Source organism: Acinetobacter sp. GW821-FHT01E09, from assembly GCF_059422385.1.
The window spans coordinates 1201142-1215721 of record NZ_JBWKWU010000001.1 but is presented as its reverse complement, the minus strand read 5'-3'; the positions used below and the strand labels follow the sequence as shown (position 1 = coordinate 1215721).

General features: G+C 36.6%; 11 protein-coding genes and 1 pseudogene. 2 read left to right on the top strand and 10 right to left on the bottom strand.

Annotated elements, in window-relative coordinates; translation table 11 throughout:
* The 9 genes and pseudogenes from AC07U8_RS05625 to AC07U8_RS05585 form a co-directional block, all read right to left on the bottom strand.
* A complete protein-coding gene (locus tag AC07U8_RS05625) occupies positions 1–507 on the bottom strand; it encodes a Csu type fimbrial protein (protein ID WP_096733499.1) in 507 nt (168 codons plus the stop codon).
* Between the two features lie 11 nt (positions 508–518).
* Positions 519–1073, bottom strand: coding sequence for a spore coat protein U domain-containing protein (locus AC07U8_RS05620; protein WP_096733498.1), 555 nt, complete (start codon positions 1071–1073; stop codon positions 519–521).
* 60 nt (positions 1074–1133) lie between these two features.
* Complete coding sequence (locus AC07U8_RS05615) at positions 1134–1670, bottom strand: Csu type fimbrial protein (RefSeq protein WP_419262616.1); 537 nt, start codon at positions 1668–1670, stop codon at positions 1134–1136.
* Between the two features lie 412 nt (positions 1671–2082).
* Positions 2083–2319 carry a hypothetical protein gene (locus tag AC07U8_RS05610; protein WP_494737467.1) on the bottom strand — a complete coding sequence of 79 codons (237 nt, stop codon included), beginning with the start codon at positions 2317–2319 and terminating at the stop codon, positions 2083–2085.
* A gap of 1659 nt (positions 2320–3978) precedes the next feature.
* Positions 3979–4335, bottom strand: coding sequence for a DUF1304 domain-containing protein (locus AC07U8_RS05605; protein ID WP_151803013.1), 357 nt, complete (start codon positions 4333–4335; stop codon positions 3979–3981).
* A 65-nt stretch (positions 4336–4400) separates the two neighbouring features.
* On the bottom strand, positions 4401–5378 hold the full coding sequence (locus tag AC07U8_RS05600; RefSeq protein WP_209826631.1) for a zinc-binding dehydrogenase: 978 nt from the start codon (positions 5376–5378) through the stop codon (positions 4401–4403).
* Between the two features lie 9 nt (positions 5379–5387).
* Positions 5388–5990 carry a TetR/AcrR family transcriptional regulator gene (locus tag AC07U8_RS05595; protein ID WP_096733492.1) on the bottom strand — a complete coding sequence of 201 codons (603 nt, stop codon included), beginning with the start codon at positions 5988–5990 and terminating at the stop codon, positions 5388–5390.
* 154 nt (positions 5991–6144) lie between these two features.
* Positions 6145–8349 (bottom strand): annotated as a pseudogene (locus tag AC07U8_RS05590) (TonB-dependent siderophore receptor).
* Between the two features lie 286 nt (positions 8350–8635).
* Positions 8636–9250 (bottom strand): MarC family protein, encoded by a 615-nt coding sequence (locus tag AC07U8_RS05585; protein ID WP_034615920.1) that lies wholly within the window; start codon positions 9248–9250, stop codon positions 8636–8638.
* Between the two features lie 205 nt (positions 9251–9455).
* Between AC07U8_RS05585 and AC07U8_RS05580 the strand changes: the two genes are divergently transcribed.
* Both AC07U8_RS05580 and proP read left to right on the top strand, forming a co-directional pair.
* The gene (locus AC07U8_RS05580) at positions 9456–9668 is read left to right on the top strand and encodes a hypothetical protein (protein ID WP_494737466.1); all 213 of its coding nucleotides are present in this window, start codon (positions 9456–9458) and stop codon (positions 9666–9668) included.
* Between the two features lie 684 nt (positions 9669–10352).
* On the top strand, positions 10353–11834 hold the full coding sequence (proP, locus tag AC07U8_RS05575; RefSeq protein ID WP_209826633.1) for a glycine betaine/L-proline transporter ProP: 1482 nt from the start codon (positions 10353–10355) through the stop codon (positions 11832–11834).
* 198 nt (positions 11835–12032) lie between these two features.
* On the opposite strand, the gene AC07U8_RS05570 is transcribed toward proP, so the two are convergent.
* Positions 12033–14579, bottom strand: coding sequence for a TonB-dependent siderophore receptor (locus AC07U8_RS05570; RefSeq protein ID WP_494737465.1), 2547 nt, complete (start codon positions 14577–14579; stop codon positions 12033–12035).
* Position 14580 lies beyond the last annotated feature (1 nt).

Sequence of the window (14580 nt, the reverse complement as noted above, 5' to 3'; positions counted from 1 at the left end):
TCACCATGTAATCGTTATTGCGACCGTATCTTTATAAAGGCCTGCTGATCGTGGTTGATTGTTATTATTCAAGTCTGCAACACCGTAAACTGCAAAACCCAGTACGGTGTCCAAAGCAGTTGTTGCCGTGAGTGGATAAGTGTCTCCACTGGTATATTCACGCTGAGAATTACTGTCTTGATAAAGCTGATAAGACACAAACTCATTCTGCTGTTCATGTTTCATCCGCCGAAAGTTATTTGAAAAGTGATCGCCACCATTCAACATCACCTGTACGGGTAGCCGTGCAGTACATTGGATATTCCAACTTTGTGTCGTATTGATCACTGATCCACTCAACTTTCCCTGCGTCACAACAGGATGACGACCAAAATCCAGTTGTTGTTCAACATTGCTTAACCCACACCCATTAGCAATGGTTGCTTGGACTGTAAAAGTTGCATCTGTTTCAGCATATACCCACTGCACAGCCAACATCAGCAGAACACTTAAACCTATTTTTTTCATGATTTCGTTCTTTAAAATTCGATGGTAATTGGAATAGTGTCGGTATATTGCCCAAGCGAGACTGACCGACCATTATTAACAGTTTGGCCCATGAGATTAAGCGTTTGCGGCTGACCATTATTGGTCAAAGTAATCGATTGATTGGGTTTGAGTGCTTCGCGAGCAGTTCCATATAAGATGTTGTAGGCAAGAAAATCTGTGCCATTACTGATTGCACGAAAATAATTTGCGCTAAAAGGCGCTGGAACCTTGCTGTCATTCTGACCCGCACCAAAAGTAACTTTTATTGGGGAATTTCCAGGGCATTGAATGGTCAAACCTGAAGTAGAAGCATTACTTAAGCTGGTCTCAATCACTTTATTAAATGTGGCTGTGGTTTCTCCGAAATCCAGTTGACCAAAATTCAAACCATTTGTTCCATTATTGACAGACTGATTATTAATTTCACATGAGGGTTCTAATTCAATCTGTAAGTTTAATTTGGCTGCCAACTGTGCTGCACTGGTGAATGACGAAATAAAACCACAAACCAGCAATCCCACGCATTGTTTAAGTAACAGGTGCATACGTTCCTCCTTAAAACAGGCCTGTTCAACAACAAGCCTGTTCACTGTTACGTATACTGATTAGAAATTAACAGTCACCAATAAAGTGTCTGTATAATCACCCTGTGCTTTTGCAGTGCCACTATTTGCAGCAATTGCACCAAAGATTGGAACTTCTTGAGATACACCTGACGCAGCAGTGAAAGTCTGAGCTGTATTAATGACATATGGATTGGTACGAGCAGCATCACGATAAACGTTATAGCTAACTACATCTGCAGCAGTTGCATGTTTAAGGCTACGATCAGCGCGTTGACCACCATCAATGGCAACAGTAAAGTTAACATCTGTTGTACCATCACATTTCACATTGAGATGGCTGCCCGTACCAGATGAAGCAACTTGTGCAGTAAGGGTATTGGTCCAAGTGCCAGAAGTTTTACCAAAATTCAATTCACCAAATTTGTTGATATTGCCATTCACTGTAGAACCTTCAACAGTACAACCCGTTGAAACATTCAGTTTTACATCAACCTGACCCGTCACTGCTGCTTGTGTAGTCGCGATATACCCTGTACCCAATAAAATAGTAAGGGTTAGTTTTGTAAAAATATTCATATTAAATCCCATGGTATGTATTATTTATTAACTTTTACACAAGAAGTGTGAAAGCATCTACATAATTGCATGTGATAAATATGTGTTCAATAAATACACTAAAAAACACCATCGATTAAATATAAGTTTTTATATTTTAAAATAAATTTTCAAATTAATATGAATTAAATTACACCAAAGATTTAAACACATAAAAAACACTAAAATAATTAAGATTATTATAGATATATACCTATATAATTAACTACAAACCCAAGATTTACAAACATGCTGAGCAAAAAAAACCCATTCAATTTTTAGGGGGAGAATGGGCGACGATATGGCATTATAACATGCTGATCGAAAACTTTTAATTGACAAAAAAGATAAAATTCGTCAATTTAAATTTCAATAATTTAACTTAAATATAATTCTATAAAAATTCATCTCCTTCTTGTGCTTCCAATACATTTTGTTCTTCCACTCTCAGCGAAATATGTAAACCTAATGCAGCAACGGCATTATAAATAAAATCATTTTCCATAATATCCAAGTAAAAATGACTTTCCCTGCTCACTTCCTCATAAAGCCATGTGAGGTCATGTCGATTATCTTTCATACAACTCTGTTTAAAATCACCCAGCTCACCATCAATCTCTTTTCTCAGCATTCGAATAAAATGCTGACGAGATGCCTGATTATTAACCGCATAAAAAAATGAGAGTTTTCATCCATTCCTTTATGAAAAATCATTTCATAGATCTTTATCATACACACCCACTATTTATGAGTAGAGTTGTTTATCGCTCAATAGGTTGATGAAAAATTTTCCATTTCAAATTCGTGAGTATTATTTATCACCAAACTCATAATATTTCAAAGTTAAGTATTTAATTTCACTGAATTAAATACACAAAAAACATAAAGCAAGTGTATAATTATTATGAAATTATTTACTAGCAACAATCTATTGATCGCCGGTGTTTTGAGTCAATATCCATCCTATTTCATCAAAATAAAAATATGTTATTCTATGAAAAAAAATAAGACCAATTGTAAATTAAATAAAAAAATCTTTTATTTATCTATATTCCAGATGAACAATAATAAAAATACAAAACAATAGAATAAATTTATATTTTTTGAGAAATTAATCATATAAAATATTTCCAAAATAAAAACCAAAGCATTATAAAAACCAATCTTAATAAGAAATAAATTTTAAAAAATACTTATTATGTGACAATTAATCATTGTAAAAACCTTTAAAACAAAAATCAAAAATTAACAAAAATAAATTCATTTTTATAAAAACAGCCAAGTATTAGAACATAAAATATTACATAAATATTCAATAAATTAATCTTATCCATTAAAAAAATTTAAACCTCAAATAAAAATTAGCAACCCCTAAAATTAAATTCAAAAATTACATTTACATACAAATAAAAAATAATCAATATCAGAGTTATATTCATAATAAAAACCTGATTAAATACACCTTAAAGTTAAGCTTCCTTACCCACACAAAGATTAAATATGAAATTAAAAAATGTCAAAAACCTACTGTTTTTATATTTAAAAATAACTTAAAAAAATTTAATAGTCCACTAAAATAATAAAAACAGATCATAAATCCAAAGTTAAAATAACAAGTTGGACAAAGGTTTTACTTTTAAAAAAGATGAAATCGAAATTTATTTTCAAAATTTTTATGGTGATGATTCTTGGTTTTTATTTGAATTATATTCTTTTTAGAAGCAAAATAAATCTGATTTAGATAAATTAAGAAACTTGATGGACAGTTAAGCTCATATTCGTTTTAAACTCAATGATGAGTCTGAAATATTTTTAAACGAAATCTCAGAAATATAAAAGATCAAATCATTTTACGAAGATTGTTAATCAGCCACTTGTAAGCTGAGTGTAAATTATCCATCAATTTGATTTCCAAACGTTCTCATCAGGACATACCCTCGCCCAACATGAGCAAGAGTGAGGCATCGCCTACGCAAAGGGATTTTAAACTTTGAATGTAAGATATGGCATTGCAAGCATTTTTATCATCAAATAATTTGTTTTTCTATGTGATTGATTTAATTAAAAATATTAATTAAATTAAATTCTTGTGTTTGAGTTTTTTTAACAGCTTAACGATAGTACATTGATTACCATCAATTGAAATTCACCAACATCAGGGATAGCAATCAATTAAGATCATCTTCTGAACGATTCAGATGAAGCGAGAAAACTTATTGATCTCTCTGATAATCTTATGAAATTGATTTTATCAATAAATTTAAAGTAAGGGCGAGATTTTCCCCTTACTTTAGTAATGCAAATTTACGACAAGTAACGCCAACGCTGCTGGAATCGCTTGTATATAAATAATTTTCTTACTTGCAGTTAGGCCGCCATAAATCCCAGCAACCAATACACAGCCTAAAAAGAAATTCGCTAACGATAAGGCATAAATTGTAGGTGCACATAAAGACCAAAATAAGCCGGCTGCTAAAAAGCCATTATATAAGCCTTGATTTTGTGCCATGACTTTGGTGAGCTGTGCTTTTTCAGGTGTATTGCCAAATGCTTTTAAACCATAAGGTTTATCCCATAGAAACATCTCTAAAACTAAAATATACACATGTAGCAGTGCAATTAAGGCAATTAAAATTTGTCCAATCATCGTTTTTTCCTTATTTTTAAAAACGCTGATAGATCAGTCTTGCAACTGATCTATGTCAAATACATTTATGGTTTTAATAACACTTTGCCTTGACGTGCACCTTGGGTTGCTTTGGTAGCGGCTTGTTGAATTTGATCAAAACTAAATACCCCTTCAACAGGTAATATTAATTTTTTCTGTGCAGCTAAAGTCACCAATTCTACAATTAACTCTTTTTTGCGTTCCGCAGACAATTGCTTATTGACCACACTTGCCCAGAAGCCTTTGACTGTCGCTTGTTTAAAAATAAGATCACCTGATGAAATTTGCATCAGTTCACCCGTCATACTACCAAATGAAACCAAGACACTATTTTCACTGAGTAAAGCTAACATTTCACCACTGGCTTTACCGCCAATCGAATCTACCCCAGCGATTAAAGGTTGATCTGCATGTATCGCTTTTACTTGATCTTTCCAATCCGCTTGATCAGTCGCCACTACATTTTGAATACCTAAACCATTCATTTCTGCAATCGCATCACTACGGCGAACCAAATGAATGACTTTTTGACCACGGGCGTTTGCAATCATCGCAACAGTTTTACCCACAGCGCCATTGGCTGTGTTTTGGATAAGCCACTGATCTTGTTTTAAATCAATAAAATCTAACAGCATCAGTGCACTAATCGGCATACCAATCAATTGAGCAGCGGTTTCATCATCTATTGCATCAATTAAAGGCACAACACCATGTGCAGGTGCAATAAAGTATTCAGCCCAACTGCCGTGGACTGCTGCAACTGCAACACGCTGCCCGACGGACACTGCATCGACACCTTCACCGACAGCATCAATCACACCAACAGCTTCACTCCCACCAATCGCAGGAAGTGTCGGCTTGTAGCCATAATTGCCTCTCACCGTCCAAATGTCATGGTTATGCATTGGAGATAAAATCATTTTAATACGAACTTCGCCTGCTTTAGGCTCTGGCTTTGGCATGTCTGCAGATGCTAATACGTCGACAGGTTCGCCAAAAACTTGATGAATAATACTTTTCATTTGTTGTTCCTATATAGGTTTTAGTAATTGCTGTGTGGTTTCTAAAGCCAAATAAAGTGGTTGTTTGTTCTGCGCCAGTTTCGCCAATAAAGCTGCGCCTAACCAGAGTTGATACATGGTTTGTGCCATTTTCTCAGGCTCAATATGTTGTGGAATTGAGCCATCCTGTTGCCCGTCACTGAGTAAATTTGCAATGCGTTCTGTCAGCTTTGTCACACCAAAATTTAAAATCTGACGCATATCTTCCGATAAATCAGAGACCTCTGCGGCAAGTTTTACAATCAGACAATTCTCAGCCCAGCCACCATCGTTATGGCATGGATCATCAATCCATGCTTGCCAAAGCGCAACTAAGCGCGCATAAGCACTCCGCTCTTCTTGTAGAATCAATTGATCGATTTTCACTTTATAATCAGCAAGATATTGCTGTAAAAGTGCACAACCAAATGCTTCTTTGGAAGCAAAGTAATAATAGAACGAACCTTTGGGTACACCACAAGTCGTTAAAATTTCCTGCAAGCCAACGCCAACAAAACCTTTATGTAATACCAGCTTAAAACTGGTATTTAAGATATGCTGGCGAGTCGCTTCACTTTTATCTGATCGTTTCATGTACACACTATAAATCAATAATAGACCAGTCGTCTATAAATTTATAAAAAATTTAATTAAGTAAGATAGTCGAAGGGCTTAAGTGCTTATTAGAGAGTAAATTAGATTATTATTTGAGAGGATGGCTGAAAATATCAGCCATCCTTCGATTGGTTTAAAACTTTGCACGTAAGGTAAGCGTTGCATTTCGAGGATTACCAAAACGAATAGTTCCATCGCTATAAATTTGTGAATAATATTCTTTGTCAAAAATATTATTGATATTCAATGCAATATTCACTTTATCACTTAGTGGATAGCTTGCCACCAAGTTAGCAATCGTATATCCGGGCTGACTATAAGGATGTTCGCTATAACGACCCACTTTCCAAGTACTTTGATAATTTGCACCGCCGCCTAGGATTAAATTATTAGCAAATTTATAGGTCGCAAATAAGCGCGCAATATGTTCAGGCGTATCCTCATTAAAAACCAAACCTTGATTTGTAGGATCATTCGCATATTCCGTAGTATTGTACGTGTAGCCAAGACTCAAATTAAGATTGGGTATAATTTCACCACGAATCTCAGTTTCAATCCCTTTACTAATCACCTCACCCGATGCAACATTACAATAAGCCTCGCCACCATTAAATGGGCATTGGCCTTTGGTGCTTTCATCTCGTATTGAGCGATTAATTTGGTTGGTTTTAAATCCTGCAACTGATGCAATTAAACGATCATCCCAAAGCCCTGCTTTTAACCCAATTTCATAAACATTACCCTGTACTGGATCAAGTAATGTCTCATTACGATCTTTGACATTTTGTACAACAAAAGTATCGGTATAACTCGCATATGCAGTCAATGCATCAGTGATAGCGTAAGTAAGCCCAAAGTATGGTGTTAAAATATTTGATTTCTTATATTCATTGACACTTTCATAATTGCTTTGGCGCACACCTGCAATAACTTTGAGGGGATCAATAATATTTAAACGAGTGGTAAGGTAGTATCCTGTCTGACGTACCTGATCAACGCGGCTATTTTGATAACGTGGTGCGATATAAGGTAGCTGATAAGGACTGTAATTTTTAATATTGACGTATAAATAGTCACGTGTCGGTGTTTCCCCTCCGCCAACCAAACTATAATCTTCTAGCACTTGATCTCAACTTGTCCATGCCCCTGTAATATTACTTTTACTGTGGTTTGCACCAAATACCAAGTCATGCTCACGACCGAATAATTGATATGTCCCTTTTGCAAAAAAATCATAAATATCTAATTTTTGCTCATAGTTATATCCGTACTTATAAACAGTTGCTAAAGCATCATCAGCACTTGTGGTTTTTGGAGCCACGCTCAATGAAGTAAATGCCATATCCATGGCATAGTTTGCCTTCATATAGCTGGCTTTTACTTCCCATCCATTATTAAATTTATGGCTTATATCTAAGAAAGCTTGTGTATTGGTTTTATCCCAAAAATCTCTGTAATCACAACCGCAGTTAGAGTTATCGATGCCTATTTTGCTACCATTGAAATAGTTAGGTATTGTATTGACGGGAACTGCATGTTCACCTTGACGTGAATATCCAATATTCAATAGCGTATTTTTAGTTAAATCACTACTCACGATTCCATACAAAACATTAGAATCGCGAGTAACAGATTTCATAAATGAATCACCATCTTGACCTGCCACCACTAAACGACCACTCACGCTTCCAGAGTGATTCAATGGACCAGAAACATCCATTTCTCCACGTACTGTGTTCCATGAACCATAACTGACAGCACCACTCGCCTGAAAAGCTTCCGTTGGCTTTTTACGAATAAGATTAATTGCACCAGAAGGTTCTCCTGATCCTTGCATCAATCCTGCTGCCCCTCGTAATACTTCAATACTTTCAATGGTTGCCATATCTGGTTTAGAGGAGGTGACATTACTTGCATTTACAGCAACGCCATCATATTGCAATATATTTGAATTCCAAGCATCTCCAACATTAAAGCCTCGGATTGAAAAGTTGGTCCTCTCCGTATTATCCCCTGTTAGCAAAATCCCTGTTGTATTTAAAAGTGCATCACCCAAATTTGTGGCACCCATATCTTCGATTTGTTTGCGGGTAATCACTGAAACCGATTGTGGGGTTTCTTTTATACTCAAATCGAGTTTAGTTGATGTACTGGCATTCTTTTTAGTGTAGTTATTTTCTGTATTGTTTTCTGCTGTGACAACGATCATGGGTAAAGCATGTGTTTGTTCTGCTGTTGCTTCTGTCACAGCATAAGCTGTCCCAATCCAACAACTATAAAGTGCAAGATAAATTGCACTTTTAGCAAAGATTCGATTTTGAGAAATCCATTTATTCACGAAATAAAACTCTTAATCTAAATAAAAATCATTATCGTTATATTTCACATAAAAACAACATATATCTCTACATTCCTCCATTATTTTCTAATTCAAATTCGTTTTGTTAGACAAAGCTATGAAATGAAAAGCCTTTCAGATTGAAAGGCTAAGACGAAGATTTCTCGATGATATTACTGAATAAACTTTGACATGGCCTGATGTAGATCCCTCACCTCAGCGTAAATCATGTCATCGCATTTATTTGATAATTACCTCAAAAAATATGAAAACCAATAAATAATTATTAATACTTTTCAAGCAAACCAATAACCCCAGTCGCGATCATATCAATCGCAATTGTGCCAATTAACAAGGCAGATAAACGTCCAACAATATCAAAATAGCGATCAATATATTTTGCATGGCTATAACGTAAATGGTCATGCCCATACTTCATGATCATTAAAATGCCACAGCTAATAAATAAGGTAAAAGCAATCAACACAGCGGATTCGAGTAAAGACATACTCGCTCCTGTTACGACAGCTGCACTGATTGTGCCAGGACCAATCATAAATGGCATCGCCATAGTACTGGCCAAATGTGCAGGTGTTCCTCTCATTTCTCCGATGGTATCCGCGCCTTGAAATACAAAGCGATAGCCAATCACTAAGAAAATTAATCCGCCAAAAATCTGAAATGACTCAAAACGAACATTTAAATAAGTACTAAAAATGGCTTCACCACCCCATGCAAAAAGCATAAAAACCACATAAGCAATCAAGGCACCTTGGGCTAAACCTTTATTGAATACATGGGTTTCAGTATGACGAATCATCCCGATCATATAGATACTCATTAAAAACGGATTGAGTAATGAAAAAAACAAAACAAATGGATGGATATAATTTGAAAACATAATGGCTTTCCATAAAACAAAATCAGGAAACAAAATCAAAAAAAAGAGCTTACTTTGCTAAAATTGTACTTCTCAACAAGGGGATACTTTGTCTAACTAATCATTAAAATTGTAAATTTTATTAAGATTCAGTCATTTATTTTTACAAAAAATATAATCAGGACTTACACAAACGGGGTTCAGCAACGAGTCAAGGACTGCATATATGAAACGAACAGAGATATTCAATAATTTTCAATGTCCATTTATAAATGGAATTTTTCTGCACAATGGAGAAATATTTGTTCTCGATTATAGAAACAAAGATAACGCAACTGTGGATATCGTAAGGAAATTAAATTTCTTTGATGACGAAGTGAAGAAAGCGGATCTTATTGATTTTGATTATATGGGACAGATTAGTTATGCAGACTATTAGATAAGATATGGTGAGGGTAGTTTTGGTGGGGATGGTGTGGTCGGTCTGTTTTTAAAAAATGAGTTACAGTGGTTTTTGTTTTTGGAGAACAGTAACCCTTTTTGTAAGGCGATTATTAAAGACCATATTGTTTTTGTTCAAAGTACCAATGGAGTGATATTCTTAATTCCAATCGATAATCCTCAGCTGTTGCAGGTTGTCAAAAATCCGGATTTTTTATAATTCGACTGTATAAGTAGAAGTTTTATGTGAAATAATTTTTTGATGTGTTTTGCTGAATTGTGAGGGTCAATGCCTATCCATTACTTTAGTCACCATCCTAATACCCTGTTTCTAATCTCAGTATTTTTTTATTATTCAATTTAGTTTTAAGCCTTGTTAAAACAAAGTTAGCTAAAGGAGACACAACTGTTATTCTCAAGCCTTTTGATTGATTTATATACGTTAAACTTATTACATAATTGCATCAGATCTCATACATTTTGTTCATGATTACCCAACACATAAAATTCACAAAAAAACTAAAATTATAATCAATTGATATTTATTAAAATTCTATGACATTGAAATCTTAAATGTAACCTAGCGTTATATTTTTTAATCATTTCTGCTCATGATGAATTTTTTTTGATTGTGTTTTAAAGAGGTTTTTTAACACTGTCATTCATTAGGATTAAGCCATTTATGTATAAAAGAAAAATCAAACCACTTGAAATCGATGATGTCGAAATTATTGATTATGATAAGACTAAAAAAGCCATTAAAGCCGCAGCTTTAGGGAATGCCATCGAATGGTTTGATTTTGGTGTGTATGGCTATGTCGCTTATGTATTGGGTAAAGTCTTTTTCCCCAATTCATCACCCAGTATACAAATGATTGCGGCCCTTGCCACCTTTTCTATACCCTTTATATTTCGACCTTTGGGTGGATTATTTTTCGGGCATTTAGGCGATAAATACGGTCGTCAAAAAATTCTGGCCATCACCATTATTATCATGTCGGTCAGTACCTTTGGTATTGGTTTGATTCCATCTTATGAAAGTATAGGGATTTGGGCCCCTATTTTGCTGCTCATTGTAAAAATTGCTCAAGGCTTTTCGGTCGGAGGAGAATATGCTGGAGCAGCAATATTTGTCGCGGAATATTCTCCAGATCGAAAGCGTGGTTTCATGGGAAGCTGGCTGGATTTTGGTTCTATTTTAGGTTTTGTTGTTGGAGCGGGCGTCGTTTCAATGATCAGCTTTTCCATGGGAGAGGCAGCCTTTGTCGATTGGGGCTGGCGTATTCCTTTTTATTTAGCACTACCGCTGGGACTGATTGGCTTATATTTACGTCACTCTTTAGATGAGACACCAACCTTTCAGGCGCATGCTGAAGAACAGTCACAATCGAAAAAACCGCAAAAAGTCGGTTTTAAACAAATTTTCCGTGAACATAAACGCAGTCTACTGGTCTGTGTTGGACTCGTACTATGTACCAATGTCACCTACTACATGCTACTCACCTATTTACCAAGTTATTTCTCACATAACTTAGGCTATTCAGAAAATCACGGCGTTCTGATTATTATTGCAGTAATGGTCGGAATGCTCTTTGTACAGCCGTTTGTAGGTATGCTTAGTGACAAAATTGGCCGTCGCCCATTTGTCTTTGCAGGGAGCATTGCCCTGATTGTTTTGTCATACCCTGCCTTTATATTGCTTGCCACCAATAATGTTTACTTAATTTTCTTAGGTCTGTTGATGTTGGCACTTTCACTGAATATGTTGATTGGGATAATGGCTTCAACCCTCCCTGCATTGTTTCCAACTGAAATTCGTTATAGTGCACTTGCAATCGCGTTTAATATTTCTGTGGTGATTGCAGGTTTAACCCCGACCATCACAGCGACATTGGTTGAAACCACTCAAAATATTATGGTGCCTGCCTATTATTTGATAATTTGTGGTTGCTTTGGGGTGATTACTGCAATTTATCTTAAAGAAACAGCCAACTTACCGCTCAAAGGTGCAAAACCAATGGCTGTTGATACTGAAGAAGCTGAAGAACTTCTCGAACAATATCATGGAAATATTGAGCAAAAAATCGAAAAAATTGATCAAAAAATTGAAGAGTTGCAAGAAAAGCGTGATCATCTCGCCAAGCAGCATCCAGATATTGATTAACGATCTTAAATGGGCTTATTCAGCATGATTGTGTTGTATAAGCCATTCTGTACAACCTGATCATAACCAGTCTCACAAACATTTTTTTTAAACTAAGCAGCATTATACTTAACCTCCCTTTTCAAAAAAGGGAGGAGTAGTTGCCTAGTTGAGTATTGGTTTCAGATGAGCAGTTTTCTCCCCACCTTCATTTACGACTTAATACTTATATTTCACGCTGAGCATAAAATTACGTGGCTCACCATAGACCCCAGAGTTATAGAAGCCGATGTTGGTAAAGTAGTGTTGATCAAAAATATTATTTAAATTAATCGCAGTGCTTAAATGTTCATTAAACTGGTAGTTGGCCATTAGATCGACCAATACAAAGGCTTTCTGATCAATCACTTCACTACGTTTTTTGACATTGTTATACACCGTTTGCCATCCATGGTTCTGCCAACGCACATTCCCGCCCACGCTTAAACCATCAAGTTGCTGATCAAATTTATACTGGGTAGAGAGATTAAATTGATGTTCTGGTTCCCATGTAGAAATCTTTTCACCATCATGGTCCTTGATTTGCTTGTAGGTATAACCACTTTGCACTTGGACATTGGGGAAAACCTCACCTGAAGCTTCGATCTCTATCCCCTTAGTTTTGGCTTTCGCACCAATCCATGCAAAATCAACAGCGGGATTACTTGGCGCACCATTATAAACAATGTCCTCGATGGCACGATTGGATTCATGGATTTCAAAATAAGCGATACTGGCATTTAACTTGGCATCATCGGATTGAAACTTAAAGCCGCCTTCGTAGTTTTTACCTTCGTCTGGATCTAGGATTTTATTGGCTGAAGACTTATACCAGATATCATAAGGCATAAAGATATCGCTGAGGCTGGCATAAGCACTGACTCGATCAGTGATGTCATAGACCACCCCCACATAAGGAATGAACCGATTCTTTTCCTCCACAGCACCTTGTAAGCCTTTCATTTTATAGTTGATCATACGGGTGCCTAAAAGCACCTTTAAATCATCCGCCAGATTTAAACGTGTACTGGCGTAGGCACCATATTGCGAAGTACGGTCATGGGTATAGGCATTTGGCTCACCCCAATTTGGCTGTGCAATATTGCCATCCCATTGGCTAAAATCGGGAATATGTGAATCATAACCCTGCATGCCACCGTACCAATCTTTCCCCTTCCAACGAGAGTAAGACCCACTTGCGCCTAAGACCAAATCATGTTGCCGACCAAGCAGCGCAAACTTACCTGTGCTATACAACTCCAATGAATCACTGACGGTACGACCGATATATTGAGAAGGCCAAAGATTAGCGGAACCATCTAATTTAGGATAATAGCCTTGGATGGTGCCTAGCGTTGCATCATAACCATTAATTTTATGGTCATATTGCAGAGTCATTGCCCAATCGTCATTAAATTTATGATGTACATTGGCAAAAATAGTGCGGGTATATTGTTTCCATTCACTCCAATTGGCACCATTATTAAAAGAGCGATCTGGATCAGGATTACGTTCCCCTTCACCATTAAATAAAGGAAAAGAGCCTGACCATGTCGATGCTTTAGGGTCATTGTTCTGGTAATCTGCACCCAGTGTAACTAAAGTTTTATCGCCTAAATCAGCTTCAACAATGCCATAAAATACAGCACTTTTACGTTCATAACGATCCATAAAAGATTCTTTGTCTTGACCCGCAGCCACAAAACGTCCACGAATACTTTGCTCATCATTCAGTGAACCACTGACATCTGCCATAGCACGGTAATTATTCCAAGAACCTGCGCTTAAACTCAGCGATGCTTGAGTCTCTGCGGTTGGTTTTTTACGTACTAAGTTGATGGTTGCCCCTAAAGAGCCCACCCCTGTAAGTAAGCCGGTTGCCCCTTTGAGTACTTCGACACGGTCATAAATAGCAGAGTCACTGAGCGTATTACCTGCGGCATAACCGACATTTCGAGTCGTAGAAGGAATGCCATCATATTGGAAATTATTAATGGCAAAACCGCGTGAGTAATAACTGGTGCGTTCACTGTCGTAAGCTGATACGGTAATCCCGGGGGTATGCGACATGACTTGATCAATATTATTTAACTGAAAATCATCCATCAACTGTCGCGTAATCACACTAATGGTTTGTGGTGTTTCTTTCGGTGTAAGCACTAAACGCGTGGCGGTGGCAATTTTACCGGGTGTATAAGAACCACTATTTTCAGTAATTTCCCCCAACTGATTAGCAGTCACAACAATGGTCTCAAGTTTCGCTGCTGGATTGTCAGTGTGAGAATTTGTTGCCACGGCTGAATCCGTTGCCGTGTTTGCAACTGTTGTGGTTTTCGACATCTGACGTCGTTCAATTCGCCACACCCGTGGACTTTGTTGAACAAGCTGTAGATCTGTGTCTTTTAATAACTGTTGAAAACCCTGAGCAATATCAAAACTGCCACTTAAACCGTTGGTTTTATACCCCTGCGTCAATTTCGGATCAAAAGACAATGCAATATTAGACTGTAGAGCAAAATTAGAAAGCGCCTGTCCCAAATCCCCTGAAGCCACTTGATAATGCTTTTGACTTGCTGCTGCTTCAGCATGGCTAAATGCACTGACACCCAACATGCTGCTCAGTACCAATAAATGCATGACTGAATAACGCATTTTTTTCTCGCGGCTTATTTTATATGGCTTCGGTTTTTTCAATTTTTTTGCGTGTTGCAATGCTAGAGACACCATA

Coding starts and splice junctions, on each gene's coding strand:
- AC07U8_RS05625 (WP_096733499.1), bottom strand. CDS start 507: ATGAAAAAAATAGGTTTAAGTGTTCTGCTGATGTTGGCTGTGCAGTGG.
- AC07U8_RS05620 (WP_096733498.1), bottom strand. CDS start 1,073: ATGCACCTGTTACTTAAACAATGCGTGGGATTGCTGGTTTGTGGTTTT.
- AC07U8_RS05615 (WP_419262616.1), bottom strand. CDS start 1,670: ATGAATATTTTTACAAAACTAACCCTTACTATTTTATTGGGTACAGGG.
- AC07U8_RS05610 (WP_494737467.1), bottom strand. CDS start 2,319: ATGCTGAGAAAAGAGATTGATGGTGAGCTGGGTGATTTTAAACAGAGT.
- AC07U8_RS05605 (WP_151803013.1), bottom strand. CDS start 4,335: ATGATTGGACAAATTTTAATTGCCTTAATTGCACTGCTACATGTGTAT.
- AC07U8_RS05600 (WP_209826631.1), bottom strand. CDS start 5,378: ATGAAAAGTATTATTCATCAAGTTTTTGGCGAACCTGTCGACGTATTA.
- AC07U8_RS05595 (WP_096733492.1), bottom strand. CDS start 5,990: ATGAAACGATCAGATAAAAGTGAAGCGACTCGCCAGCATATCTTAAAT.
- AC07U8_RS05585 (WP_034615920.1), bottom strand. CDS start 9,250: ATGTTTTCAAATTATATCCATCCATTTGTTTTGTTTTTTTCATTACTC.
- AC07U8_RS05580 (WP_494737466.1), top strand. CDS start 9,456: ATGAAACGAACAGAGATATTCAATAATTTTCAATGTCCATTTATAAAT.
- proP (WP_209826633.1), top strand. CDS start 10,353: ATGTATAAAAGAAAAATCAAACCACTTGAAATCGATGATGTCGAAATT.
- AC07U8_RS05570 (WP_494737465.1), bottom strand. CDS start 14,579: ATGGTGTCTCTAGCATTGCAACACGCAAAAAAATTGAAAAAACCGAAG.